Genomic DNA, 25,449 nt, shown 5'->3' with positions numbered 1-25,449 from the left:
TTCGCATCGTGCTCCTAGTTTTCTATATGACTGACATCTTTTTCTTCGTAACCGACGTCTGGTAACTATGTAAACCCATTCCGATAATAATTACTGCAATTCCAATAAGCGATAACGGGCCTGGCAAAGCGATATGTAAAATGAGCATCTCACCGATCATCGCAAAAATAAGTTCTGTTGACTGTGTCGCCTCAACTGCCGCAAGCTTGCCTTGGTCGTTTTGCACAAGGTCGGTCGCCATGAAGAATAGCGTTGTCGCGATGACACCGGAACTCATTGCCACAAGTAAAGACTGAATAACTTGACTCGTAGAAGGCGGTCCGACAGTGATTGTTGCATAGACTGCAAAGCCGATCCACACGGGAATTGTCATGAGTGTCATTGCTAGTACCCGTTGAAATGTATCGAGCCTTCCTTGCAATAAATCCATCATCTTCCGATTGCCTAACGGATAAGCAAAAGCTGCTACGATGACGGGAAGAATGCCGAGTAACAACGTACGAGTATCGACACTGTTCGCATTCGGGATTTGGATCAAAACAACTCCTGCAAAAATGATCAATGTAATAGCAAGCGAAATTAGGGGAATCTTTTGCCGGATCCTTTTTTCCCCTTTCTCCGTTTTCACGACGATAAAGAAAAAAGGAGCTAGCAAAACGCCTGCCACAATCGTCAATTGCCATGTTCCCGCCAGCAGCCATCCAGGACTATAGGCGGCGGAAAAGGTGAGGGGAGCGTAGAACAGGACGAAGGCAACGACACTCCAGCCGAAGAACGGCAAAGGTGTTGCAGTCATGGCCTTTCGCATATCCCCAAGTCCATTTCGGTACGCAACGATTGCAATCAAAAAAGGAACCATGAAGAAATAACGGAGGGAGGCGCTCCAAAGCCAGCTGCCTCCCGATAGTTCCATCGATCTGTTTAGCACAAATGTAACCGCGAAAAACAACGATGAGAGGATTCCGATCCAAATCGCTTTCATTGGACGGTCCCTTAAGCGCGTTCTTCGTACAGTTTCACAGCTTCGACGATGACATTTGTCGCTTTTTCCATATTGTCGACAGAAATGTATTCGTATTTGCCGTGATAGTTTTCACCGCCCGTGAAAATATTCGGAGTCGGCATGCCCATATACGAAAGCTGAGATCCATCTGTACCACCCCGTACCGGGACGATATCCGGCTCAATACCGAGCGTTTTGAAAGCATCTGAAATAATATCGACGATTTCCATGACAGGCTCGATTTTCTCGCGCATATTGAAATACTGATCATTCAGGTCAAGCTCAACAGCATTGTCGCCATGCTCTTTTTTCAATTGGGCAACTGTGTCGACGAACAACTGCTTCCGTGCCTCAAACGTTTCACGGTCAAAATAGCGGATAATATAATGCAATTCGGTTTTCTCGACGGAACCGTTCACGTTCATCAGATGGACGAATCCTTCGTAACCGTCTGTGACTTGAGGGATTTCATCCGCCGGCATCGCCGCTTGGAATTGATTTGCGATTAAAATGGAATTCACCATCTTGTCTTTTGCAGATCCTGGGTGCACATTCGTTCCGTGGAACGTCACTTTTGCTCCAGCTGCATTAAAGCTCTCATATTGCAGCTCGCCAAGCGGTCCGCCGTCCATCGTGTACGCATATTTCGCACCGAATGCTTCTACATCGAATTTATGTGGTCCACGTCCGATCTCTTCGTCAGGTGTGAAAGCGACACGCAGTTTTCCGTGTATGATTTCAGGATGTTGAATTAAATACTCCATCGCTGTCATGATTTCGGCGATTCCAGCTTTATTGTCCGCGCCTAATAACGTTGTGCCGTCAGTTGTGATAAGAGTATGGCCGACGTAGTTTTTCAGTTCAGGGAATGTGGAGACGGACATGACTGTCTGCTCATTCAACTGGATGTCATTGCCGTCGTAATTATCGATCCGTTGTGGATTGACGTTTTTGCCCGTGTAGTCCGTTGCAGTGTCGACGTGGGCTAAAAAGCCGATTGTCGGAACCTCTTTATCCGTATTCGCAGGAAGAGTGGCGAATAAATAACCGTTTTCATCTAACGTAATCTCTTCCATGCCAATTTCGGCAAGTTCTTTCTCCAGTACATGCAGCAAATCCCATTGTCCAGGTGTGGACGGCGTTGATGTACTATTCGCATCCGATTGTGTATCGATTTTCGCATAGCGTGTCAGACGTTCGATCAGTTTTTCCTTCATTCCAATACCTCCAGTTAATGAAAAGCGTTATTTCACTTATCTTATCAGATTGTTTCGGCCTGCGGAATATTGAGAACTCCGCACCTACTTCATTTCGATAAATGATTACGGAAATCCTTCTAGTTGAGTGTCGTCAGCAGTTTTTTTGTTCGCAGAATCTCAATGAAAACTTCGAGTGCTTTCGTCTGAAACGGTGTATTTGTAACAATGGAAAATTTGCGGTGGTAGGGAAGTCCTTTCACGTCCAACATTTGAAGATCACCATTTTTCAATTCTTTTTTAATCGACCAATGCGAAAGCAGGCTGATTCCAAGACCCGCTTCGACCGATTCCTTAATGGGTTGGGTGCTGCTGAAATCCATGAGCTTTACAGGTGAGATGCCGTGTTGCTTGAATAAAGTATCCATCGCTTCCCGTGTGCCGGAGCCGTGCTCGCGGACAATCCAAGTCTCATCCTCCAAATCTGCGATTGTAATAGGTTTTTCCCTATGTGCAAGCGGATGATCGACTGCACTGACAATCACCATGGCATCTTCCGCAAAATCTTCAACAATTAGTCTTGCGGCGTTGAATTTACCTTCCACGATGCCGATATCGAGCTGGTGACTTGCAACGAGATTCGCTACAGTCGCTGTATTGCCGATTGTTACCGTCGGTTGGATATCCGGATAAGTCAGTTGCAAATTGGCGATAATACGTGGCAATACGTATTCACCAAATGTATAACTCGCACCGATTGACAGCGGTCCACTCGCCTTATTCGCCAAGTCGTCGACTAAATTTTGCATTTTCGTATATAAAGCAAGAATTTCCTTCGCATGATGATAGACGATTTCTCCAGCCTTGTTCAGCCGGACGTATTTGTTCGTACGCTCCAGCAGTCTCGCTCCGATCTGTTCCTCGAACTGGCGGATATATTGGCTCACTGCAGGCTGGGTCAAGTGAAGTTCCTCTGCGGCGCGTGAAAAGCTCTCTTTCTCAGCCACCGTGACGAACACTTGAAGCTGTTGGTCCATAATCCATCACTCCTTACAATCAATCATACCTTTTTACTTATCATCATCATTATTATAACTTATTTTACTTATGAATCTTTGCGTATTACTCTTACAGGAGGAGTGATTACATATGAATGAAAAGAAGGCCCCTAACAGGAGAAGATTGTGGGTTGCGGGAATCGCATTCACATTTTTTATTGCCTTATTAGGTTTTTTATTAGCGAAAGTGCCTGGATTTAGCCATATCGGACAATTGGCGAGTGCCATCATTATTGCCGTGGCGTACCGGCAAATTTTCGGTTATCCGGAAGCACTACGTAGTGGAATTACATTTTCCTCGAAAAAGCTGCTTCGATTGGCAATTATTCTTTACGGATTGAAGTTGAATATAGATATCATATTTCGCGAGGGGTTAGGTTTGTTAACACGGGATGCACTAATCATTGCGTTTGCAATTACGGCGATGGTTCTACTAGCGAAATGGTTGAAGGCGGACAAGGATATATCATTGCTAGTAGGTGTAGGGACAGGAGTTTGCGGTGCTGCAGCAATCGCTGCGGTTGCCCCGATTATTAAAGCGAAGGATGAAGACACTGCGATCGGCGTCGGGATTATCGCAATGTTAGGTACCGTATTTGCAATCGGTTATACGTTGTTACGGCCGATCTTGCCCCTGTTGCCAACAGAATATGGCATATGGTCGGGGATGAGCCTTCACGAGCTTGCGCATGTCGCTATCGCCGCAGCACCTGCAGGAGATGACGCACTTGCCATCGCTTTATTGGCTAAGCTCGGCAGGGTGTTTTTATTAGTTCCTTTATGTTTCATCTTTATTTATTTCATGAAGCGGAAAAGCAAAGGAACGGAAGGGGACCAGGCAAAAATTGAATTTCCGTGGTTCCTTGTCGGTTTCATTTTGCTAAGCGTATTCGGAAGTTATGTATTGGGCCACTCGATACCTGTATCTGAAAGTGTGATGGAGGGGATCAGTACGGTGACAACCTGGATTTTAACGGCTGCCATGGTTGGACTCGGCTTAAGTGTCAGTTTGAAGGATCTGCGCGAACGTGCAATGAAACCGTTGCTAGCTGTAACGATTACATCCATCTGTCTATCGGTTTTGGCATATTTTATCATATAAAAAATAGGGCATCTCTTTTAACAGAGGTGCCCATTCAAAGTTATACCGTATAGTGCTTGTGTGAAACGACAGTCAGATTGGATGCGGCGCCGATTCGCTCTGCATCCTCTTCGGATATTTTTACGATAACCGAGTTTTCGAGAATCTTATGAATCGTCCCACTCACTTCATGGTCATTGCGGACGAACGAGATTTCTTCATCAACATGACGCGCTGCGACAAAGTCTGAAACAGGTTTCTCCTTGCGTGGAAAAGCCAATCGAATCCCTCCCATTGTGCATTCTCATCTATGAAAGAAAAAACGCTTAGGGCAAGTCCTAAGCAAAATCAGTCAAGATGGAAAACAACTAGTTGAACCGATCCTTTTCAAGTTGTCTATTACTAGTATACCATATTTTGTCGGAATTTGCTGGGTGTTGAACTGGTTCAAAATATATTGACACTCGCGCAAACAAAAACAGAAGCCTCATTCCGAGTTCTTCTGCCGTTTTTTCTTGAACGATGCGCGAATCCGTGGTTCGGTTCCTTCACGGATCCTTCTGAAATTTTCAATATGTTTCCAGATTGCCATGATGAATAGCAAAGCAGCAATTAGGATTGGCCACGAACCGTCCATCCAAATGGCCATTACCAAAAGTGTGATGTACAGCATGATGACACCGAAAACAATAAGGTCGGTGAGAATGGCGATTAGTATGAATAAACTAAGTGCCACAAGACCGAACCGCCAATCGATGGCAAATAGTACGCCGATAACGGTAGCTGTGCCTTTTCCGCCGTTGAAGCCCATGTAGAAAGGAAAATTATGGCCGACGATAACAGCGGCTCCGACGAGGAACAATAGTAATGTGACATAGTCTGCCGGCAATCCGAAATGAACGGCGAGCAATCTAACCGCAATGACTGCGGCGATACCTTTTCCTATATCTATTATAGCAACGAGTGCACCATACCGTTTTCCGAGTACGATCATCGCGTTCGACGCCCCGGCATTTTTCACACCCGTCTCTTTCAAATTAACGCCGGACATCCATTGAGCTACAACCGATCCATGCAAGCAGCCGACCAAATATCCGAAAACCACTATGCCAAAAATCCAAAACGTCATAAGAATCCCCCAAAATTAATATATCCATATGTAGCGTTCAAAGTAGTCAACCCCGCGCCCAAAGTCGGCCAATCTACGCCCAAAGCAAGCGGTTTCGCGCCCAAAGTCGGCCAATCCACGCCCAAAGCAAGTGGTTTCGCGCTTAAAGTCGGTCATCCTACGTTCAAAGCTATCGCTCGTTTCCCCCAAACAAGCAGGAAGCTAATAAAATTATCATAACATGAATGATAAGGTGCAAGTTTCAGAAAAAAATAAATTCACCCCTTGACTTTTAAAAAATAGTCTCCTATACTGTACAACAAGATGAAAAACTGAATACCCAAACTCTTATCAAGAGCGGCGGAGGGACTAGGCCCTGCGATGCCCGGCAACCGGCAAGTGACGAACTTGCAAAGGTGCTACTTCCTACAGATTCGTGTAAACGGTCTGAAAGATAAGAGGAGGAATAAGCGAAAGCGTAACCCTTCTCTTAGCGAAAGGGGTTATTTTTTTTATTCCAAAACCCCCAACGCCTCCGCATTGCCTTTTCATCTTAAAAAAACTACTGGAGGTAATAAAAATGACAAACAATCAACTTCAACCTGAAACTCTTCTTTTACACGGTGGCCAAAAGCCGGATCCTGTCACAGGTTCACGAGCAGTTCCGATTCACCGTACTACTGCATTTGTCTTCAAAGATACTGAACATGCCCAAAATCTATTCGGCTTGCAAGAAGCAGGCAATATTTACACAAGAATTACGAACCCGACCGTTGCCGTCTTCGAAGAAAGGGTTGCCCTACTAGAAGGTGGAACTGCTGCAGTTGCTCTGTCTTCCGGAATGGCTGCTATCGCTTTCTCTATTTTGAACATTGCAGGAGCAGGTGATGAGATCGTCGCTGCTGGCAATCTGTATGGCGGTACGTATAATCTATTCGCCGTCACGCTTCCTCGCTATGGCATCAATGTGAAATTCGTAGATGCGGAAGATCCAGAAAACTTCCGTGCGGCGATCACAGACAAAACGAAGGCGATCTTTGCTGAAACGATCGGAAACCCGAGCCTTCAAGTGCTCGATATCGAAGCAGTCGCTAACATTGCACATGAGAATGAAATCCCGTTCCTCATCGATAACACATTCGCATCCCCATACGGATCGAATCCAATCGAGTTCGGGGCAGACATCGTCATTCATTCCGCAACGAAATGGATCGGCGGTCATGGAACTACTATCGGTGGTGTCGTTGTTGACGCAGGGAAATTCGACTGGACGAGAGGCAAATTCCCAGGCTTTACAGAGCCAGACCAAACGTATCATGGATTGCGCTACGGCATTGACACAGCATCAGCTGCATTCGCGACGAAGCTCCGCGTTCAATTACTACGCGACTTCGGACCTTGCCTAGATCCGGACAGTGCATTCAACTTCCTTCAAGGACTTGAAACGCTTCATTTGCGTGTTACACGCCATAACGAAAATGCCGTGAAAGTGGCAGAATTCCTGAAGTCACATCCATCTGTCGAGTGGGTGACGTATGCAGGATTGGAAGATCATCCGACGTATGAAAACGCCAAGAAATATTTGAAAAATGGCTTCGGATCGATCATCGTCTTCGGTATTAAAGGCGGTCGCGAAGCAGGGCGCAAAGTGATCGATAATATTACATTGTGGTCACATGTTGCAAACGTCGGAGATGCAAAATCGCTTATCATCCACCCGGCATCGACGACACATCAGCAATTGTCTGCAGAAGACTTGAAAAAGACAGGTACACCAGAGGAATTGATCCGTCTGTCTGTCGGTCTTGAGTCAACGGAAGATACGATTGCAGACTTGAAGCAGGCGATTGAAAAAGCAGCGCCGGTTACAGTGGGTTAAGAAACGGTTTGCTTTGGTTAACATCTAGCTGCGAAAGCCGTCACGCAGAACGGCTTTTGCGAGTAAAAGCGAAGCGTTACGAGCACATCATTTTCGTAGCCGTCACGCAGAACGGCTTTTGCGAGTAAAAGCGAAGCGTTAGGAGCACGGGCTAAACGCCCCCCTCCGCTTTTGAATAGGAGGTGATGGAATGCCGTCAATCAAAGTGGCCATACTTGGTTTTGGTACGGTCGGTGAAGGTGTCTACAGAATCCTGCAGGAAAAGCGGGAGGAAATTAAAAAGAGCACTGGTTTCACAGTTGATGTCGTATCCATTCTTGTGAAAGACAAGGCAAAAAAACGTAAGCCGATCCAAGGTGCAAAGTTTACCGATGACATTCAGGAAATATTGAATAATCCCGAAATCGATGTCGTCTTCGAAGCGATTGTCGGGGAAGAACCTGCCTATACGTATTTGTCTGATGCCATCGAGAAGGGTTGCCACATTATCACCGCGAATAAAAAAATGTTCGCCAAACACGGACCAGCGCTGCTCAAACATGCAGAGTTCCGTAATGTGCAAGTCGGATTTGAAGCGACGACAGCAGGCGGCGTCCCGATTATCCGGACAGTCTCTAATCTGCTTGCAGGCGACCGTGTGAAACGGATCCAAGGCATTTTAAATGGGACGTCAAATTTCATTTTGACGAAAATGCGCGAGGAAGGATCTTCATTCAACGTGGCTCTCAAAGATGCGCAGCAAGCCGGTTACGCGGAAGCAGACCCTACGGATGACGTAGATGGTACGGACGCTTTCCGTAAACTAATGATTTTGAGCTCGCTTGCTTTCGGCAAGCAGCCTGACTGGGAGGAAGTCCCTGTCGTTGGTATCGATTACGTCGAGCCCGCTGATATTAGCGATGCCTCGAAACGTGATCTCCGTTATCGTCATATGGCGGATATTTGGAAAGATGAGAAGGGGAAGTTGCAGGCGACAGTTGGACCGGTTTTGATTGGCGCTGATCATCCGTTGTACGGTATTGATGGGGTCGACAATGCCATCATCGTAAATACCGAATACCTCGGCTCCTTGACATTGGTTGGTCCGGGTGCTGGAATGTATCCGACTGGAAGCGCGATGGTTGCAGACTTATTGCATATCATTCGTCAGCACGAAGCGGTACTAGTACCGAACTGATAAATGAAAAATAAAAGTGGAGGGGAATGATACAATTCCTCCTCCACTTTTTTAAATTTACACAGTATCTTTCGCTTTCTTTCTTTTTGGTCGTTCGCTCTTAGGCCGTTCACTCTGCAAAGCTTTTACGAACGAAATGACCATCATCAATGCGATGAACGAGAATGGCAAAGCGGCTATAATGATCGTATTTTGCAACGCCGTCAGCCCGTTTACTGACAGCAAAATGACCGCAATGCCGGACTGGATGACACCCCAGATGATTTTTACATTATTCGGTGGCGTCAATGAACCGTACGTTGATTGCATGCCGAGCACGAAAGTCGCGGAATCCGCGGAAGTGATGAAAAAACATGCGATGAGAATTACCGCTACGAGTGAAATGAAGAATGAGAATGGCATCGCGTCGAACATTTCAAAAATCGTCAACTCCGTGCTTGCCTTCGCCAAATCTGCGATCCCTTCCATTTGCATATTGATGGCGGTCGTTCCGAAAGTTGTAAACCAGAACGCGCCCAAAATGGTTGGTGCCACCAAGACGCCGATCATGAATTCTCGGATGGTCCGCCCTTTCGATACGCGCGCGATGAACATGCTGACAAACGGCGCCCAAGAAATCCACCAAGCCCAGTAGAAAATTGTCCAGCTTTCAAGCCACTCGCGGTGCGTCTCGTTCAATGGTGCGGTACGAAAACTCATCGATATAAGATTGGCAAGATAGCCTCCAAGTGAATCGGTGAACACATTGAATATGAACAACGTCGGCCCGAGGATGAGGACGAATGCCATTATGAAAAGAGCGAGAATCATATTCGCATTCGATAAATATTTAATCCCTTTATTAAGTCCTGACCATGCTGACATGACGAACAGGACTGTGACGACGGCAATAATGACCAGTTGTGAAGTAAATCCGATAGTAAAGCCAAACAGATGATTCAGCCCGGCGTTAATTTGAACAGCACCGAAGCCGAGAGAAGTGGCAACGCCAAAAGCTGTTGCAAATACGGCAATCACATCGACAAAGACGCCCCATGGCCCCTCCATTTTTTTACCGAAAATCGGCTTCAATGTTGCTGAAATTAACCCCGGCTCCTCTTTACGGAATTGGAAATAGGCAAGGGAAAGGGCGATAATTCCGTACATTGCCCATACGTGCAAACCCCAATGGAAAAATGTATAGCGCATTGCTTCTTTGAATGCTGCATCTGTTAGAGGCTCGGCAGTTGGTGGACTAATGGCATAGTGGGATAGTGGTTCTGCTGCCCCATAAAAGACTAACCCGATTCCCATTCCAGCAGAAAAAAGCATGGAAATCCAAGTGACCGTCGAAAATGTAGGACGGTCTGTGTCTTTTCCTAAACGTATTTTGCCGAATGGTCCAAAAACAAAGAACAGACTAAGGACAAGAAGAAATGAAAGCAGAAGCATGTAGTACCATCCAAATGATGATGAAACGAAAGATTTGATAGATGTCGTCACCGCTTCGAAACTGCCCGCAGCAACCACTCCATACCCAACCGCCAAAATGATAAAGCCGATTGTTATATAGAATACATTTGATATATTTCGCATGTTTCCCCCTATGAGTGATGGTTTTTTGAAACGACTTCTTACAATAGCAGTCATAAAGCGGGAAAGCAAAAGGAATAATTATTTAATTATTCTACCGGTTATTTCGTTTTATTTTTTCATCAACACGAATAAACAGCTTCGTGAAAGTGCCTAAAGCTGAATTAATGAGTTAAGAAAATTAGTAATGGATGACAGATTGAATGAAAAAATTGTGTCTTTCTAACTACGTCATATCTTGTTTTCAGTTTACCCTCTATGCAATTTTTTAATCCTCGTCTTTTATGTCTCGATCCGGGGGCAGAGGTTCGCTCAAATAATCCTCAATTTGTTTCTTTACGAGTTCAAGCTGAGTGAAATATGTCCCGAACTGATTTTGATTGATGAGATATTGCTTCCCATCATGGACGGCTCTTATACGCCCTTCCCAAACGTACTTCCGGACTTGTTCGACAGGCATCCCTAGATATTCTGCTGTTTCTTCAATTGATATGTACATTCGGAACCCCTCCTTCGTTTCTTCCATTATAAACGAATGAAATCATTTGCTTATACTTTAAAAGTAATTGGGTAATATATGGATAAGCATATGAATGGAGGAAGCTAAAGTGAATGAAAACTCGAATGTAAATCATGGAAGGAATATTTTTATGAAAGCATTGTTAATATTACCTGTTGTCTGGATCGTTTTATCTGTCTTCAATGATGTTTCCTTCGGGGACTCGACTATTCTAGGCATTGCTTTGCTTATCATTTCCTACTTGGCTGGAGATATGATGATTCTCCCGAAAATGGGTAATATGAGCGCGACGATAGGGGACTTACTTGTAGGGACTCTCGTTCTGTGGGGTGGATTAAATTTGCTTGGCTACACGGAAGCCCTAGGAGAGGCATTCTTGTCTGCGGCAATAATATGTGTTGGGGAATACTTCCTGCACTCTTGGATCTTAAAAACACAATTCAGCAACAAATACGTATGAATTAAAAGAGAGAGTGGCGAAATCGCCACTCTCTCTTTTAATTATATGAGCTTGCTGAGATTGAGTCGTTTGTTTATTGCACCCATTATAGGAATTCCAACTGCCATGACGACAAATTCGCTTACAGCGAGAAAGAACCATGTCAGTAAGAAAGGGAACTCAAGTGCAATGTTCAATTCCCATGCAATAATAAACATCGTGAACGTAAATACAAGTGTATTGAAAAACATCCGTCGGTACAGCCCTTTAATGAACTTAGCCGATAAGATTGTAATTGAAAGAGCAAAAATGGAATGCCCGACTCCAAAGACTAAATCAATCGGTCCTAGCTCTGAAAAGAGCAGATTGGCGATGAATACACCTAATACAACCCCGATGATATATTTTTTGTTGAACACAACGAGATGATTGAACATCTCAGATAAGCGAAACTGGATGTTTGTGAACCCGAACGGGGCAACCAAAAACGTCACAGCGACATACAACGCAGCGATAATCCCGCTCGTTGCCATTGTTTTTACTTTCATATTCATTCTCCTTAGTTTTTTTTACGTGGGAGGTTTTCGAACCACGTGGCAAAAAGCCTGCCTTACAGTGTACCATAGCACTAGGAATGGTTCAATGGATTAAGTTGGATAGAAAATCGTTGCTAGACAGAGGTGTTTTACGCGGACTGTCGAATTGATAAAATAGTCCGGAATTATTTACAGGGGGAAAGGGAATGAGGAAACTCTTATTAGGAAGCGTATGCGTAGTCGGTCTACTTAGTGGTTGCACGGATCAGTCAAATGCGAACCAGGAAACAACAGATCAGGCAAGAGAAATTAACGAACTAAAAAAACAAATTGAGCAAATTTCATTAGAAAAAGACGCTGTTGAAAAGACACTAGAGGAAGAAAGGATAGCGTTCGAGCTAGCAATAAATGAACAGGTGAATAATGATTATTCGATGATTGTCGCAAAAGAAATTGAAAACTATCCGCAATCGCTGTATAAGAAAACCGCCTTGGACTTGGACGGGGATGGGGAAGAAGAAGTGATTGAACTGTATGTGAATGCGGAAAAAATGGAGGATGGCCTTTTTGCTTGGGACGACGGTCAGAACTGGTTGTTGGTAGTGAAAGACGGTGAGGAGACATATCCGCTATTCGATGATTTTGTTCAGCTTGGATCAATAAGATTCAGTACGGCAACATTTGATGGCAAACCAGGAATCGTCATGATTATGGCGCAGCACTCCGATAAAATAATCCAGAAATTCACATACGATAAAAATGAAAAAGGATATCAAAAAGAAACCTTTTATAAGAAAGAAAATATACATGATCAGTATAACCAGCCAGCCTCCTATGCCTTTTTCAACGATGCTTATCAATTAATGGACGTGGCTTTTACAACTAAAGCGGTATCGATTCTAGAAGCGAATGAGTCTGCTCTTCAAGATTTTGAGGAGAGAAGGCGGATCATTGATCCAATCTTAGTTGATATTTATAATGCTCAAGGATTGTTGGAGACGGTCGCGGAGCTGAATCGAGAGCTGACCGTCTCGTTAGATGGCGCAGTTGACTTGCTGAACTCGATGTTTCGCAAGCCGCCGACAGCTGAGCAAATGAATCAATTACGAGTAATTCACGACGTATTCAATGCTATCGAAACAGAGTATATTGTAAATAAAGACGAGAATCAGCTTCATCCGGAAGTTCAGGAGAAGCTTAGAAGAATTGATTTCATCCGCTAAAAATGACTAGCATGGGGGGAGATCATGTGAAGAAATTAATAGGTATTATAAGTCTAATATTGCTTATTATCGTCTTACTACTTGTAAGTCCCTATAATCTAGTCCATTACTTTACTGCAGAGAATAAAGTCAGTAGTTTGTTAGCAGACCCCGCAGTTAGATTAGAAATCCTTGACGATGATTCTAAAATTACTAGTGTAAAGTATTTGGGAAATAATATGTATCGCGTTGTAACTAAAGAGAGTGCTTACGTAATGGAAATAATAACAGAAAAATCTACACAAACTATTGAAGTTTTCGAGCATAAACAACATGTTAAGCGGTTTAAATTCTAAAACAAATGAATAATTGAGAGAATTCACACACCCTCCTTCAATAACATGATATATTCATTACATCGGGGAGGGGATTTTTTTTGTCACAGCGTCTTGCATTCATAGTTGTCTTGTTAGGAGCGGTGCTTTGGGGGACGACCGGCACCGCGCAAACATTCATGCCACAAACGGTACACCCATTGGCAGTCGGTGCCTCAAGACTTGCGGTAGGTGGTTTCACATTACTCGTCATCATGCTAATTCTTCGCAAAATTGACTTCCGAAACTGGCCATGGAAAGCGACGCTTCTTGCTGCGTTTGCGATGGCAGTCTTTCAATATTGCTTTTTCACATCGATCCGTTTGACTGGAATCGCGATAGGAACCGTCGTAGCAATTGGGAGCGCGCCGATGTTTTCAGGAATCATTGAATGGTTGATTCTAAAAAAGAGACCGTCGAAAATCTGGTTGATGGCGACATCCCTTGCCATTGTTGGTTGTATATTATTGTTTTCAAATAAAGAGGGGCTTATCGTCAATCCAATTGGCGTCTCGCTATCTTTGATTGCTGGACTATTATTTGCCTTTTATACGTTATTCAATAAAGAAGTATTGGAGAAAGCGGATGCAATTCCTTCCGTCGCTGTCATTTTCTCAGTGAGCGCAATTATGCTCATGCCGTTTCTTTTCATCTTCGAAACGGAAGGGTTGCTCACCGTTCCCGGCATATCGACGATGATTTATCTTGGCATTGCATCAACAAGTATTGCGTATATCCTGTTTTCCACCGGATTGCGACATATTCCTTCATCATCCGCGGTGACGCTGTCGCTAGCCGAACCACTCACTGCCGCGATTTTAAGCGTAATCGTCGTAGGAGAGAGGTTGGATCTCATTTCATGGAGCGGAATCGCGCTTCTATTAGGCGGGATCCTCGTTTTAACGTTCAGCGGAAGAAAAAAAGAGGCTGCCATGAATTAGGCAGCCTCAAAAACGCATAAATCCGTGAAATGAAGCATAAACGCCGCGAAACGCGCATAAGTCACGATATTCACGCATAAATCTCTTTAAATGTGCATAAAACCGAAAGAGTACGCATAAATCGTTGCAAAGACGCATAAACGCTTACTCCGCCTTTATCTTCACATACGCCCTTGTCGCAATAAACCCTAGAATAATTAACAACGTCGCAAGTATGCCGCCTTCCAAACCGAACGCTTCGCCTGTCAGCCATGCATTCCCATCTTCAATCGAAACATTATATATACCGTGGGGAGTCGTTCCGCTCACGGCAAATCCGAAAACATTCCCTTGAAAGTAATTCCACGTAATATGATAACCGATGGGTAGCCATAAGCTCTTCGTTGCGTCAAACATATAGGCGAATAAAATACCGACCAATGCGATATTGACCAATCCTAATATGCTCACATTCGGATTCATGCCGTGCGCTAAACTGAACACGATTGCGGAAACGGCATAAATCAGCCATTTCGGATTTCCGCGACTTTCCATCGTCGACATGACGTACCCTCTAAAAAAGATCTCTTCAGAAAAGCCGACGAAGATGAATAAAACTAGAAACGATAAGGAGTACACAGAAAACTCAGGTTGGGCAAATGAATTCAGCATTTCTACATTTCCGGAAGCCAGTAGGATAAAGAAAATGACGGCAATTGAAATCGCTCCAAGCAAGAGGCCGAAAACAAAATCCTTCCACGAGCCCCTGAATCCCAACTCTTTCAACGTCCCTTTATTGACAAAACGCCAAAACAACACGGTCGCGAGCATGCCGCCAACCGTTGCTCCACCTTGTGTCAAAACAAAAATCCATGGATGCCTGTCAAAAGCAGCTTGAATGCCCATAGTATAATTTCCGTCTTGAAACGGGAAATCTACGATCGCTAGCAAAACTCCTCCTGGTATTGCAAAAACTTGCTGGGCGATGAACATCGAGACGAACGCCAAAAAGATTAGCCATCCGGCGCGAATTTGGTTTGCTTCGTTTTTGAACATTAGACAACCCCCATTCCTTTTACTGTATGCTGACTACCGTATTAAACATAATAATTAATTTGACGAACATCAGGAGTTGCCGCGAAAATGCCCTTATTAAAATTAAAAAGAGAATATCCATCAAAATCCCTGCAATGACAAGGATTACTGATAAAGCAATCCAGCCGTCCCCGGAAACGTTCATGGAAAAGGACATAAACACCAATATTGCAAAATGGATGGTTACAAAGTATTTAAAAGTAGACTGTGTTCTTTTAAAAAGCGCCTCATCACCAAACGACTTAGCCATTCCCATTAACACAAAAAATAAATAAAATGCTATAACCAATTTAAATATCGATAATATACTCGCGTACAATGACCAACCAAAAGGCAGTTCCGAATCCGATAGATTCACAAACGCCGAGGGCAATGACACAAAAATTCCGATCATCCCAACCGTCAGTGCTTTCTTCGCAATCGGATAAGAACCAACAATCCGCGCACATCCGAGGTAAATCAAGTAATAACCGATAGGATCCATAAATACATCAATCATTATGATATAGAAATCGAAGAAAATGAAGAGGTACCCCCAAAATATATTACGTAACGCTTTATTCAACCGAATCCCTCCTCGTCTTCTCCAGGATAATCTTGTTCACATCGGCCTGCGTCAAATACGGATACAAATGATAATGTGCGAAACTTACGAAAGGTTTTCCCTGCTCTGTTGTTCCTGCTATATGGATGGGAAAGGCGTATGGGTTCACATAACTTTGGGTTTTCAGGTTGATTTGTAACGTCAAAAGTTTATCTTTATCTAAATGGATCGGAAGCTCGAGTGATTCAAGCGTCCTGTCTTTTTGTCTACCACTGATTGAAAAGTTGAATCGGTCTTCGATTGGTTCATTGAAAGGGAATGAAATCTCCTCAATTGCCAACGATTCACTTGCCTCGAATGAATGCCAAGTGATACCATCGGTGCCACTTCCGCCTGAACGTTGCCACAATACTAATTCTTCCTTTACATAGTATCCCTCTGGATGAATAATAACTTCACCGATGGACACAGTAGTTTGCCTGCCATCTGAAAAATAGACAACCATGTCGTTGAGAATAAGATCCGTCATGATATCTGTTTCATAATTTTGCAGACGGACTGAAACACTTCTCAACACATGATGCCTGTACGTATCCATGTTGTATATAGAATTATCATCATATATGAAGCCGCGTTCCGGATAGCCTTCTAAACTTCCAAGACGCACATGACTAATACGAGAACGGTCGTTTATATTAGTCAAATAGTAGAAAGTGAGATAATTATGGTCATCCATCGCCGTTTCGATATAATGGTCAAGAAAAATAGGCTCCTCCAATTGTTTTGAATGTGCGTATAATGAATTCGCAATCCAGCTGATTGCAATAAGTACGATTGCCGTCCAAAAATTACGTTCCCGCATCTAATTCCTCCTTCCAACCTTTCCTTTGTCTGTATATTGTCTCAAATGGAGGAAGGGATTGCACCAAATTTTTGGAAGAGGGGAGTTTACCACTGACTCGGGGCAACTTATCACCGAATCTCGGCCGATTACCACCGACTTGGAAAGTTATCACCGCTTAGCCGAGTTTATCACCACTCACGACTGTTTTATCACCGTTCAAAGAGACTTTATCACCGCTCAACTATTTTTGAGGAGTTTCTCGGCTGTAAATATAGCCAAATGCAGAAAATCCTTGAATAGTAGCCTCTAGATGAGTCATATTATTTATAATTCATAAAAAATAATAAAATCAATAGCAGATTTTTCAACTATTCATTTATGGGAGTCGTCTAATTAGTTGAAGAGCATGGAAGGGGGGAAACAATTGGAGGTAAATTATAAAAAGCAGACATTGGATGAAATCATGGAGACGTATGGTACGAGCATACTCAAACTTTCCTATTCGTATGTGAAAAGCTATCAGATTGCAGAAGAGATTACACAAGAAGTTTTTCTCACATGTTACATGAAATTAGATGAATTCAAAGGTGACTCTACATTAAAGACCTGGTTATATCGAATTGCAATCAACAAATGCAAAGACTATCTCAAAAGCTGGAGCTATAAATATACGATCGTAACTAGTCAACTTACGATATTTTCTGGAGACGATGGAATAAATACACCTGAACGACTAGTCATGTTAAGCGAAGGTAAAAAGCATCTGATAAAGAGTATTATGAACCTGCCAATCAAATACAGGGAAGTACTTTTCTTATATTACTTTGAGGAATTAAATATTAGGGAAATCTCTACGCTGCTAGATGTTAATGAAAATACATTAAAATCAAGAATGATTAAATCGAGAGAGCTGTTAAAAAGTAAATTAGAAAAGGGTGATGTGGATGTTAGACAAGCAATTAATGGAATTGAAAGCGGATATGAATAACTCCGTTTTTAAAGACATGGAATTTGGTCAAAAACAGAGGAATAATGTATTAAATAAACTAGATGCAAAAAACAAGAACCCTTTTAATGTGAAGTTTATTCTTTCATCAACTTTTTCGGTTTTAATCTTTTGTGTATTATTGCTATCAACTATACAAATCAAGGATGGCATGTTAATTGGCCGCGACTCTGGTTCACAGTTTTATCCGCTTCAATTAAATGAACAATTAATTGCTGATGCAAAGAATGGTATATTTAGTCCGGTTCCTTCTGTGAGCTACGGCATGTCGGTAGACGAAGTTAGAGGAATATTAGGTGAACCTAACTCTGTTGAAATGCCGAGTGAAATTGATACCGTATTATGGTACGGAGACATTTATTTGCTCTTTACTTTCGATGAATTACTGTTTACTAGTATTAGTAACATCCCTCACATTACTAAGGAAGATATGATCAAGGTTTTTGGAAGACCCGATTATGAAGCTTATAATGAAGAGCACGGTCATGGTCTAGTCACATTCTCAGTCGGAGATTCCATATATAAAAAATGGCACTTTAACTGCTTTGTTGATATTCAAGACAAAAACACAATAACCAGTATACAATTCTCTAAAGATGTAATTCGTTTTGGATCTCCACCCCAATAAACAACAAGAGGCCATGCACAGCCACAATCCAACGGACGCAAATTGTCACTGTGCATGGCAGGGGAAAGACTATTTTATTTCACCAGAGCTTGATTTTTCAGCCTTTCTACCTCCTCTTCAATCTGTCCTGTATCAATCCTTTCAAACAGCGTCTTCACATTTGTCAATTTCAATTCCCCTAGCTCGATCGCTTTCCATTCAGGCTTCCGCAGTTTCAGCATCGTTTGCACGTCCTCACTCGAAAACGGCAGGAAAGGGGAGAGGAGTTGTGCTAGATTGGCAATGATGTACACACATGTCGCCATCGTCCGCTCACATGCAGCTGCGTCCTCTTTCACCTGAATCCACGGCTTTTCATCGTCGAAGTATTTATTAGCTCGTCGGATAAAATCGAAAATCGTTTCGATCGCTTCTTTAAAATGCCCCGTCTCAATGCGCACGCCGACAATACGGTAAAGATCCGCAACAGTTTTTTTAATAACCCCATCGATCTCCGCAACCGGTACAACCCCGTCATAGGATTTCTCGACAAATTTCAACGTTCGATTCACAAGGTTCCCGTAAGCCCCAAGAAGCTCGGAGTTATGGCTATAAATGAACTCACGCCACGAGAAATCCGCGTCCCGGTTTTCTGGCGCATTTGCGGTCAAGAAATAACGGAGCGAATCAGGCTGATAGCGATCCAAAATATCCGGCACCCAAACGGCCCAGTTTTGGCTCGTCGACAATTTTCGCTTCTCCAATGTCAAATATTCATTGGAAATGACACGTGTCGGCAATGCGTCCTCCTTTCCAATGCCCATAAGAATGGCGGGCCAGATGATTGTATGGAAGGGGATATTGTCTTTGCCGTGTACATAATAAGAAATCGTCTCTTCATTCCAAAACTCGGCGATATCGGTTCGATTCAACGCCGCCCATTCCTGGCTTGCGGAATAATAGCCCGTCACCGCCTCGATCCATACATACACTTTCTTATCCTCATAACCTCTGACAGGTATTCCGACGCCGTTCGCTAAATCTCGTGAAGCTGCCCGGTCATGGAGACCTTCCCGTATATAGCGCTCGGATTGGTGAATCGCATTTTCACGCCATCTCTTTTCAGACTTCGCGCTCGTGACATATTTATTAAGTTCATCTTGAAATGCGCTTAATTTGAAATAAAAATGCTCCGTCTTTCGGATAGTCGGTTCATTCCCGCAAAGCTTGCACGTGCGCTCCGTCAAATCAAGCGGATCTAAAATGGAGCCGCAGTTGTCGCATTGATCGCCACGCGCTCGGCTTCCGCAATGCGGACAAATTCCTTCGACAAATCGGTCGGGAAGAAAACGTTCGTCAACTTCGCAATACGTCTGTTCCACTTCTTTTTTGAAAATAAAACCGCGATCCAATAAAGTTAGAAATACTTCGCGGACAACTTGATGATGAAACCTTCCGTCTGTCCGGGTGTAAATGTCATACGAGAATCCTAATCTTGAAAAGTTAACGATAAATTCCGTATGGTAACGGTCCGCAATTTCCTTTACAGACACTCCTTCGGCATTCGCCCGAATCGAAATGGGTGTCCCGTTGCAATCACTTCCCGAAGCGTAAAGAACTTTCTCGCCTTTCAATCGGTAATACCTCGCTAAAATATCCCCCGGTAATAGAGCTGCAATATGTCCAAGATGCAGCGACCCGTTCGCATATGGCCAAGCCCCTCCGATAAAAACACTCATGTTCATTCCCCCTTTGTTTTAGATAGCCCTTTTAAAAAGAAGTAGGTTTAAAGTCCTGAAATGCGCATAACCGATTAAAAGTTGCGCATAACTCTGTTCAAATGCGTCATAACGATACCGAATTTACTCAAAACTCATCAACAGTGCGTCATAACCACCTCAAATTTGCGCATAACTTTTTTGGAAAACAAAAAAACCGCCCCTATCGATAAAAACCGATAAGGACGGGGTATATCACCCGTGGTACCACCTTACTTCATAATCAGCTCACACTGATTATCTCCAAGAGTACGCGCCGAAAAAGCGTTATACTTTGACGTTGATAACGAGCGCCAAACCTCGTCGCATCCTACTAGTCAAAGACGTTCAGTGCGCAGCTCAAGGATCATGTTCAAAAGATTGGTCCGCTTCATTTCCACCGTCAGAAGCTCTCTAGGCGACATCCTCTTTTTACTTTTCCCTCTCATTGCCTTTAGTAAGTTGTTATTGAAATGATTATAGTCGTTTGATTCAGAGAAATCAATAGTGTTTACCAATTTGTAGGCGGGCGCTTTTGGTCGTTTCGATCTTCTGCTGTCTTGTTATTTTTATTCTTCACATTGTCATTCTTCCCAATCACACCCATATCATCGGGGCTAATATCGTACCCATACCCGAATTCCTCACGATCCAACGTATTGCCTTTTTTGATTTTCTTCTCTTTCGCCAAGTCAGTTCACCTCCCGGTATATGGGAAGCATGGACTTTTTGGGGTGGATTATTCTAAAGTGGAAAAGCTTGATTGGAGTTTTGAGTATTCAATAAATTAACGTATACTAGGTTTAATTAAACCAAAAGTACTTCTAAAGAGGGTGTGACATGAAACAGATCTTTGGGATACTAATATTGTTCTTATGTATTGTCATAGCTTATTCAAATTTTAACAAAACAAGTGGAAGAGAAAGCAAGGAAGTTTTACAGTTAAGTAACCGTATGCTAACCATTGGAGAATTTGGTTCAATGGATGAACAAAAATTAAGTTATGAGTTCTCAATTAGTAATAAGGGTGGAAAGATTGTTCAAGAAGACTCCATAGATATTGTCATGAGTGAGTGGTTAGCTGAAAGAAAGTTGGAGGATAAAATGACAGAGAAGACTATACATGTGGGCAGCATTGATATAAAGGGATATATTATTTTCGACGCCCATAATCTAACCAAGCAAGATATTGCCAATAAACGATTAATTGACGGGATCAAGATGAAAGACAATAATGACGAAGAAATTATGATATATCACCGATAGCATGCCTCAAAAAATCATCCGCTGACAACCGGATGATTTTTTATTTTAGAATGGAAGTCTCAATGGAGAGTCGGTCGATATCTAGTAAAAGAAATTTATCACCGCCACTTTGGATAAAGTGATTTTCATGACAGGTCCCGTACATTTTCCGCGCATGCAAGATATTACCACCGATTCTCGAACCATTACCACCGTTGCTCGGGACTTTACCACCGATTCTTCCCAATTTACCACCGCTTCGCTACACTTTAAGCGTTTTCTATGCTGAATTCCATAACAAATCCGCCAATTTTCCAAGCAAGGAAAAGTTTATCACCACTTAGATCATTGTTATCACCACTCGCACAACGTTTATCACCACTTAGATCACTGTTATCACCACTCACGCCGACGTTATCACCACTCAACCATTATCAGACATAAATCTTAAGCCAACGAACCACCATCTTAAGAATTTCTTCATAATTCCCCTCATCGAATGTTAAGATTTAACCACTACAATTGGTATCATAGAGGAAAGTGAGGTGCGGATGATGGCGAAGTTCACGGTGCTTGTGGCGGATGATGATAAGGAGATCCGCGACGGGATTGAGATTTATTTGAAAAATGAAGGATACAACGTGTTGAAGGCAGCGGATGGGAGAGAGGCGCTTGAATTGCTCCAAACGAATGAAGTCCATCTGCTCATCCTCGATATTATGATGCCGAATATGGATGGGATTACGGCAACGTTTAAGATCCGGGAGGCGCAAAATATTCCGATCATCATGCTCAGTGCGAAAGCAGAGGACACGGACAAAATCCACGGTCTGTCGGTTGGAGCGGACGATTATGTGACGAAGCCGTTCCATCCACTTGAGCTAATGGCTCGCGTCAAGTCACAGCTGAGACGGTATGTCCAATTCGGCACATATGATGGCAAGAAAAAGATTGAGATTGACGGATTAGCGCTCGATGAAGATGCGAAAGAGTTATCGGTTGATGGGAAACCGGTAAAGCTGACGCCGATCGAATATAAGATTACGGAGTTACTGATGAAAAACGCGGGGCGTGTGTTTTCTATAAATGAAATTTACGAACGTGTGTGGAATGAAGAGGCGTACAATGCGGAAAATATCGTGGCGGTCCACATCCGTAAAATCCGCGAAAAAATCGAGGCGGACCCAAAAAATCCGCGATATGTAAAGGTGGTGTGGGGAATTGGTTACAAAATCGAGAAGTGATTGGGGTGTCGTCTTTTCGGTAGTCTCCATCTTCATCGCCATTATTAGCATCGGCTATTGTTTCCCTCATATTCTCGAGATGATCGAAAGCGGATGGGAACGGTCATCACGGGCGATAGCCTATTTTTCACGCATTATTAGAGGAGGCGCGGCCTGATGAAAAATAAAGTTCTTCTATTACTATGGTCTGCGCTTGTTGTCATTGTACTGCTCGCCAGTCTTTCATTTGTAAGACAGGGAACGGAGCTGATTGGAAAGGATTTTTCCAATTACCATGATTTCAATTGGCGGCTTGATGAGTTTTACAGCACGATTGGACCGACCGTGCTCAACCCGATCGATGTGGAAGAGGCGAAGAAAGCTATTACCGTATCCGACAGTGAAATCGAGGAACACCGGACATACTACGGGACGCTTGCTGATCAGCTTACAAATATTCATGATCAATACACACAAAGAATTGCAGATGCGAAAAATACCGGAAATGAATTATTGGAGAAGACGTTGATCGAAGAACGGGACAAGAAACTTGAGGATATCCGGAAAAACTTCGAGAGCGATGCCCATGTGGAGGCAAAAATACGTAAAGAAAAAGAGAAAGCCTTAGTTCAATATGTAAAAGATATCAAAGCGAATTCATATTCTTTGCCAATCTCTTATAAATTGACGGACGTTGAAACAGGGGAGACGTTTTCTTCCGGAGATGTTTCAGTGCCCGCAATTTATAAAAAACAATTCAATTCCTCAAAAGGGTATTTTAAGGCGAATTCACTGCCCGGACACAGTAGCAAGAATATTAGTAGTGACAGTAATGGATGGATAAATCCTTTCACTTATGAAGAAACGGTTTCGGTGACAAGTGAAGCTATTCCGGTAAACAATTCTATGAAAAACTTCGAAGGCGTTGTCATCGTTCCGAAGGCGACCGTTGAAAAGGGTGGCACTCTCTATTGGCAGTATAGGGATTTCAATAAAGGGAAAATAGCGATGTACATCTTTTGGCTGCTGGGCATCGTCGCTCTTGTTGCATTAGTCACTGTCATGAAGTTTCAGAAGGAATGGGTGACGGGGACAGCGATTGCAGATTGGTATGCGAACATGAAAATCGATGTAAAGGCTGCGGCACTTCTTATGTCAGCTCTCATTTTAGTTGGATACATCGACAACGAGTCCTACAATCTGTTGAACCTTTTTACAGAACAAAGACTGAGGAGTTGGGTAATGTGGTTGGGCCCCTTCTTTGTTGGTGGCGTCATCATGACGGTGTTGCTTGCATTCCAACTTGTGAATGGTGTGGAGCGCTGGAAGCGAGAAGGTGTGTTTGCTGAGGATGTTAAAAACAGTTTCACCCTTCAATTCTTTAAGGCGTTGCGTGAAATGTTCCTGAAAAGGTCGATTGGCGTTCAGTCATTCATCCTGCTTATCGGATTTTTCCTTGCGGGAATAGGATTTGTTGGTATGTTTATGTTTGGTGTTTTCTTCGTCATTTACATCTTTTGCGTCCTGTTCCTTGGCCTTCCTGCCCTCTATATTTTCGTCCGGCGTTCTGCGTACTTGAACCGGATCATCATTGCGACGGAAAAGATGGCAGCGGGTCAGTTAAATGAAGATATAAAAATTGAAGGTCGTTCACCACTTGCGGAACACGCGAAAAACTTAAACAATCTTCGAGAAGGCGTGCGGCTCTCCATGAGCGAGCAGGCGAAAAGTGAGCGGCTGAAAACGGAATTGATCACGAATGTGAGTCATGATTTACGGACACCGTTGACCTCGATCATTACGTACACAGACCTTTTGAAGGATGAGACAATAACACCTGAGGAACGAGCGAAATATGTCGATATATTGGATAAGAAATCGCAAAGGTTGAAGACGCTTATCGAGGATTTATTTGAAGTGTCGAAAATGGCGAGTGGCAATCTAGAGCTGCACAAACAGCGTGTCGATTTGACGCAATTGCTCCAGCAAGCACTGGCAGAGCATGCCGAAGAAATCGCCGAATCGGGCCTTGATTTCCGGACGTCGCTTCCCGAAGACATGCTCATCGCATATGTAGACGGCCAAAGATGGTGGCGTGTGCTTGATAATCTGATTGTCAATGCCATCAAATATTCACTCCCGGGCACTCGTGTGTACGTAACGCTCCGGAAAGTAGGGGAGTCTGCAGAGTTCGTTGTGAAAAATATTACAAAATATGAACTCGGTGAAAATGTCGATGAGCTGTTCGAGCGCTTCAAGCGTGCGGACACATCGCGAAATACCGATGGCTCAGGACTCGGTTTGGCAATCGCACAATCGATCGTTGACATGCACCATGGTACTATGAAAATCGATCTGGATGGCGATCTGTTCAAAGTGACTGTGACCGTACCGACAAAATAATAAATCCGCATGCATTGCTGAAATCATTGGCGAGCATGCGGATTTTTCTAATAATCGTCCATACACTATTTTAGATTTTTAGGTATTTCCAATCCGAATTTAATAGCAAGTTCTCGTAACTGGTCGGGATCTGGCTCTTTCTCCCAATATGTGGTCGTTCGCTGAGTGAGATTCTTTTCAATATTGATTTCAGTTTCCGGAAATCGTTGAAACACTTTTTCTTTATGATGGAAAGTGATTGTTTCAAAGAACAGAAATCGCTTCTCATCTTCTTGATTCTCAGGAATAAGTTCTTTGAACCAGTCTGCTTCAAGATCTTCTTCAGTACAAACATTGCCTCTCCAAAGGGTTAAACCTAGATCGGGAAATTGATATGTGAAACCTCGCAGTGCCTCTTGATCTCTAATGTAGGGGTCAATGGTATCGATAGCCTTTATGAGCTCACTCGCCTTCAAATTCAACAAATCAATTCCTTTGAAGTTACATTGGAAGTGCTTTTTAAGTTCTTCTATGAGGAGGTGAATAGAGGTGACTTTTCCTTCTTCATCGTACTCAAAAAAGAATGATTCCTTATTGATGCCATACCTCTCCATGTAGAGTTTATTACATTGTTCAACTTCCTCCATCGTCATGCCAAATTTGAATTGACCGACTGAATAT

General features: G+C 43.2%; 29 protein-coding genes, 2 riboswitches and 1 other annotated feature. Of the genes, 13 read left to right on the top strand and 16 right to left on the bottom strand.

Translation table 11 applies throughout. From position 1 onward, the window contains the following. Positions 1-22: 22 nt before the first annotated feature. From MHZ92_RS06290 to MHZ92_RS06280, 3 genes are all read right to left on the bottom strand, one after another. Positions 23-982, bottom strand: coding sequence for a DMT family transporter (locus MHZ92_RS06290; protein ID WP_239430732.1), 960 nt, complete (start codon positions 980-982; stop codon positions 23-25). Positions 983-993: 11 nt separating this feature from the next. Then, the gene (pepT, locus tag MHZ92_RS06285) at positions 994-2,220 is read right to left on the bottom strand and encodes a peptidase T (RefSeq protein ID WP_239430731.1); all 1,227 of its coding nucleotides are present in this window, start codon (positions 2,218-2,220) and stop codon (positions 994-996) included. A 119-nt stretch (positions 2,221-2,339) separates the two neighbouring features. After that, positions 2,340-3,236 carry a LysR family transcriptional regulator gene (locus tag MHZ92_RS06280; protein WP_239430730.1) on the bottom strand — a complete coding sequence of 299 codons (897 nt, stop codon included), beginning with the start codon at positions 3,234-3,236 and terminating at the stop codon, positions 2,340-2,342. 112 nt (positions 3,237-3,348) lie between these two features. Between MHZ92_RS06280 and MHZ92_RS06275 the strand changes: the two genes are divergently transcribed. Then, the gene (locus MHZ92_RS06275) at positions 3,349-4,359 is read left to right on the top strand and encodes a YeiH family protein (RefSeq protein WP_239430729.1); all 1,011 of its coding nucleotides are present in this window, start codon (positions 3,349-3,351) and stop codon (positions 4,357-4,359) included. A gap of 40 nt (positions 4,360-4,399) precedes the next feature. Here the strand turns inward: MHZ92_RS06275 and MHZ92_RS06270 are convergent, their stop codons facing one another. Together MHZ92_RS06270 and MHZ92_RS06265 are read right to left on the bottom strand one after the other, a co-directional pair. Continuing rightward, positions 4,400-4,618, bottom strand: coding sequence for a DUF2187 family protein (locus MHZ92_RS06270; RefSeq protein ID WP_239430728.1), 219 nt, complete (start codon positions 4,616-4,618; stop codon positions 4,400-4,402). Positions 4,619-4,825: 207 nt separating this feature from the next. After that, positions 4,826-5,467, bottom strand: a complete 642-nt coding sequence (locus MHZ92_RS06265; RefSeq protein ID WP_239430727.1) for a glycerol-3-phosphate acyltransferase — start codon at positions 5,465-5,467, stop codon at positions 4,826-4,828. A gap of 324 nt (positions 5,468-5,791) precedes the next feature. Then, positions 5,792-5,907: riboswitch (SAM riboswitch) on the top strand. Positions 5,908-6,026: 119 nt separating this feature from the next. Here MHZ92_RS06265 and MHZ92_RS06260 point away from each other — a divergent pair. Next, positions 6,027-7,325, top strand: a complete 1,299-nt coding sequence (locus MHZ92_RS06260) for an O-acetylhomoserine aminocarboxypropyltransferase/cysteine synthase family protein (protein ID WP_239430726.1) — start codon at positions 6,027-6,029, stop codon at positions 7,323-7,325. 190 nt (positions 7,326-7,515) lie between these two features. Then, on the top strand, positions 7,516-8,502 hold the full coding sequence (locus MHZ92_RS06255) for a homoserine dehydrogenase (RefSeq protein WP_239430725.1): 987 nt from the start codon (positions 7,516-7,518) through the stop codon (positions 8,500-8,502). A gap of 57 nt (positions 8,503-8,559) precedes the next feature. Here MHZ92_RS06255 and MHZ92_RS06250 read toward each other — a convergent pair whose 3' ends face one another. Both MHZ92_RS06250 and MHZ92_RS06245 read right to left on the bottom strand, forming a co-directional pair. Further along, positions 8,560-10,077: a BCCT family transporter gene (locus tag MHZ92_RS06250; protein ID WP_239430724.1), complete on the bottom strand. Its 1,518-nt coding sequence runs from the start codon at positions 10,075-10,077 to the stop codon at positions 8,560-8,562. A gap of 265 nt (positions 10,078-10,342) precedes the next feature. Beyond that, complete coding sequence (locus MHZ92_RS06245) at positions 10,343-10,573, bottom strand: excisionase family DNA-binding protein (protein ID WP_239430723.1); 231 nt, start codon at positions 10,571-10,573, stop codon at positions 10,343-10,345. Positions 10,574-10,667: 94 nt separating this feature from the next. Between MHZ92_RS06245 and MHZ92_RS06240 the strand changes: the two genes are divergently transcribed. Further along, complete coding sequence (locus MHZ92_RS06240) at positions 10,668-11,054, top strand: DUF2512 family protein (protein ID WP_239430722.1); 387 nt, start codon at positions 10,668-10,670, stop codon at positions 11,052-11,054. A gap of 41 nt (positions 11,055-11,095) precedes the next feature. Here MHZ92_RS06240 and MHZ92_RS06235 read toward each other — a convergent pair whose 3' ends face one another. Next, positions 11,096-11,581, bottom strand: a complete 486-nt coding sequence (locus tag MHZ92_RS06235) for a QueT transporter family protein (RefSeq protein WP_239430721.1) — start codon at positions 11,579-11,581, stop codon at positions 11,096-11,098. 5 nt (positions 11,582-11,586) lie between these two features. Beyond that, positions 11,587-11,632, bottom strand: a riboswitch (PreQ1 riboswitch). Between the two features lie 143 nt (positions 11,633-11,775). On the opposite strand from MHZ92_RS06235, the gene MHZ92_RS06230 reads away from it, so the two are divergent. The 3 genes from MHZ92_RS06230 to MHZ92_RS06220 all read left to right on the top strand — a co-directional run bounded on the left by MHZ92_RS06230 (position 11,776) and on the right by MHZ92_RS06220 (position 14,086). Beyond that, positions 11,776-12,792: a hypothetical protein gene (locus MHZ92_RS06230; protein ID WP_239430720.1), complete on the top strand. Its 1,017-nt coding sequence runs from the start codon at positions 11,776-11,778 to the stop codon at positions 12,790-12,792. Positions 12,793-12,818: 26 nt separating this feature from the next. After that, the gene (locus tag MHZ92_RS06225; RefSeq protein ID WP_239430719.1) at positions 12,819-13,127 is read left to right on the top strand and encodes a hypothetical protein; all 309 of its coding nucleotides are present in this window, start codon (positions 12,819-12,821) and stop codon (positions 13,125-13,127) included. 80 nt (positions 13,128-13,207) lie between these two features. Further along, the gene (locus tag MHZ92_RS06220; RefSeq protein WP_239430718.1) at positions 13,208-14,086 is read left to right on the top strand and encodes a DMT family transporter; all 879 of its coding nucleotides are present in this window, start codon (positions 13,208-13,210) and stop codon (positions 14,084-14,086) included. A gap of 144 nt (positions 14,087-14,230) precedes the next feature. On the opposite strand, the gene MHZ92_RS06215 is transcribed toward MHZ92_RS06220, so the two are convergent. From MHZ92_RS06215 to MHZ92_RS06205, 3 genes are read right to left on the bottom strand one after another with little or no spacing between them, the layout of a single operon-like run. Further along, entirely contained in the window at positions 14,231-15,121 is an 891-nt protein-coding gene (locus MHZ92_RS06215; protein WP_239430717.1) for a CPBP family intramembrane glutamic endopeptidase, read from the bottom strand. 19 nt (positions 15,122-15,140) lie between these two features. After that, positions 15,141-15,725, bottom strand: coding sequence for a hypothetical protein (locus MHZ92_RS06210; protein ID WP_239430716.1), 585 nt, complete (start codon positions 15,723-15,725; stop codon positions 15,141-15,143). After that, positions 15,718-16,566 (bottom strand): hypothetical protein, encoded by an 849-nt coding sequence (locus tag MHZ92_RS06205; RefSeq protein ID WP_239430715.1) that lies wholly within the window; start codon positions 16,564-16,566, stop codon positions 15,718-15,720. Before MHZ92_RS06205 ends, MHZ92_RS06210 begins: the two co-directional genes overlap by 8 nt. Before the next feature lie 406 nt (positions 16,567-16,972). On the opposite strand from MHZ92_RS06205, the gene MHZ92_RS06200 reads away from it, so the two are divergent. Continuing rightward, positions 16,973-17,536, top strand: coding sequence for a sigma-70 family RNA polymerase sigma factor (locus MHZ92_RS06200; protein ID WP_239430714.1), 564 nt, complete (start codon positions 16,973-16,975; stop codon positions 17,534-17,536). Then, positions 17,511-18,182, top strand: coding sequence for a hypothetical protein (locus tag MHZ92_RS06195; protein WP_239430713.1), 672 nt, complete (start codon positions 17,511-17,513; stop codon positions 18,180-18,182). The genes MHZ92_RS06200 and MHZ92_RS06195 overlap by 26 nt, the downstream gene beginning before the upstream one ends. Positions 18,183-18,256: 74 nt before the next feature. Here MHZ92_RS06195 and metG read toward each other — a convergent pair whose 3' ends face one another. Both metG and MHZ92_RS06185 read right to left on the bottom strand, forming a co-directional pair. Next, positions 18,257-19,900, bottom strand: coding sequence for a methionine--tRNA ligase (gene metG / locus MHZ92_RS06190; protein WP_239430712.1), 1,644 nt, complete (start codon positions 19,898-19,900; stop codon positions 18,257-18,259). A gap of 217 nt (positions 19,901-20,117) precedes the next feature. Next, positions 20,118-20,376, bottom strand: a binding site (T-box leader). Between the two features lie 53 nt (positions 20,377-20,429). Continuing rightward, complete coding sequence (locus tag MHZ92_RS06185; RefSeq protein ID WP_239430711.1) at positions 20,430-20,609, bottom strand: hypothetical protein; 180 nt, start codon at positions 20,607-20,609, stop codon at positions 20,430-20,432. A 149-nt stretch (positions 20,610-20,758) separates the two neighbouring features. Between MHZ92_RS06185 and MHZ92_RS06180 the strand changes: the two genes are divergently transcribed. Further along, on the top strand, positions 20,759-21,184 hold the full coding sequence (locus MHZ92_RS06180; protein WP_239430710.1) for a hypothetical protein: 426 nt from the start codon (positions 20,759-20,761) through the stop codon (positions 21,182-21,184). Between the two features lie 40 nt (positions 21,185-21,224). On the opposite strand, the gene MHZ92_RS06175 is transcribed toward MHZ92_RS06180, so the two are convergent. Together MHZ92_RS06175 and MHZ92_RS06170 are read right to left on the bottom strand one after the other, a co-directional pair. Further along, entirely contained in the window at positions 21,225-21,410 is a 186-nt protein-coding gene (locus MHZ92_RS06175) for a hypothetical protein (protein ID WP_239430709.1), read from the bottom strand. A gap of 22 nt (positions 21,411-21,432) precedes the next feature. Continuing rightward, positions 21,433-21,591 carry a hypothetical protein gene (locus tag MHZ92_RS06170; protein ID WP_239430708.1) on the bottom strand — a complete coding sequence of 53 codons (159 nt, stop codon included), beginning with the start codon at positions 21,589-21,591 and terminating at the stop codon, positions 21,433-21,435. Positions 21,592-21,717: 126 nt separating this feature from the next. On the opposite strand from MHZ92_RS06170, the gene MHZ92_RS06165 reads away from it, so the two are divergent. The 3 genes from MHZ92_RS06165 to MHZ92_RS06155 are packed head-to-tail and all read left to right on the top strand — an operon-like array spanning position 21,718 to position 24,789. Next, positions 21,718-22,407 carry a response regulator transcription factor gene (locus MHZ92_RS06165; protein ID WP_239430707.1) on the top strand — a complete coding sequence of 230 codons (690 nt, stop codon included), beginning with the start codon at positions 21,718-21,720 and terminating at the stop codon, positions 22,405-22,407. Then, a complete protein-coding gene (locus MHZ92_RS06160) occupies positions 22,385-22,564 on the top strand; it encodes a hypothetical protein (RefSeq protein ID WP_239430706.1) in 180 nt (59 codons plus the stop codon). The genes MHZ92_RS06165 and MHZ92_RS06160 overlap by 23 nt, the downstream gene beginning before the upstream one ends. Continuing rightward, a complete protein-coding gene (locus MHZ92_RS06155; protein ID WP_239430705.1) occupies positions 22,564-24,789 on the top strand; it encodes a sensor histidine kinase in 2,226 nt (741 codons plus the stop codon). The genes MHZ92_RS06160 and MHZ92_RS06155 overlap by 1 nt, the downstream gene beginning before the upstream one ends. A gap of 65 nt (positions 24,790-24,854) precedes the next feature. On the opposite strand, the gene MHZ92_RS06150 is transcribed toward MHZ92_RS06155, so the two are convergent. Continuing rightward, entirely contained in the window at positions 24,855-25,415 is a 561-nt protein-coding gene (locus tag MHZ92_RS06150) for a hypothetical protein (RefSeq protein ID WP_239430704.1), read from the bottom strand. Positions 25,416-25,449: the final 34 nt, after the last annotated feature.

The sequence above is a fragment of the Sporosarcina sp. ACRSL genome, assembly GCF_022346605.1.
In the GTDB taxonomy this organism is placed as follows: Bacteria; Bacillota; Bacilli; order Bacillales_A; family Planococcaceae; genus Sporosarcina.
The sequence above is the reverse complement of the archived record's forward strand: the minus strand, read 5'-3'. Positions and strand labels throughout refer to the sequence as shown.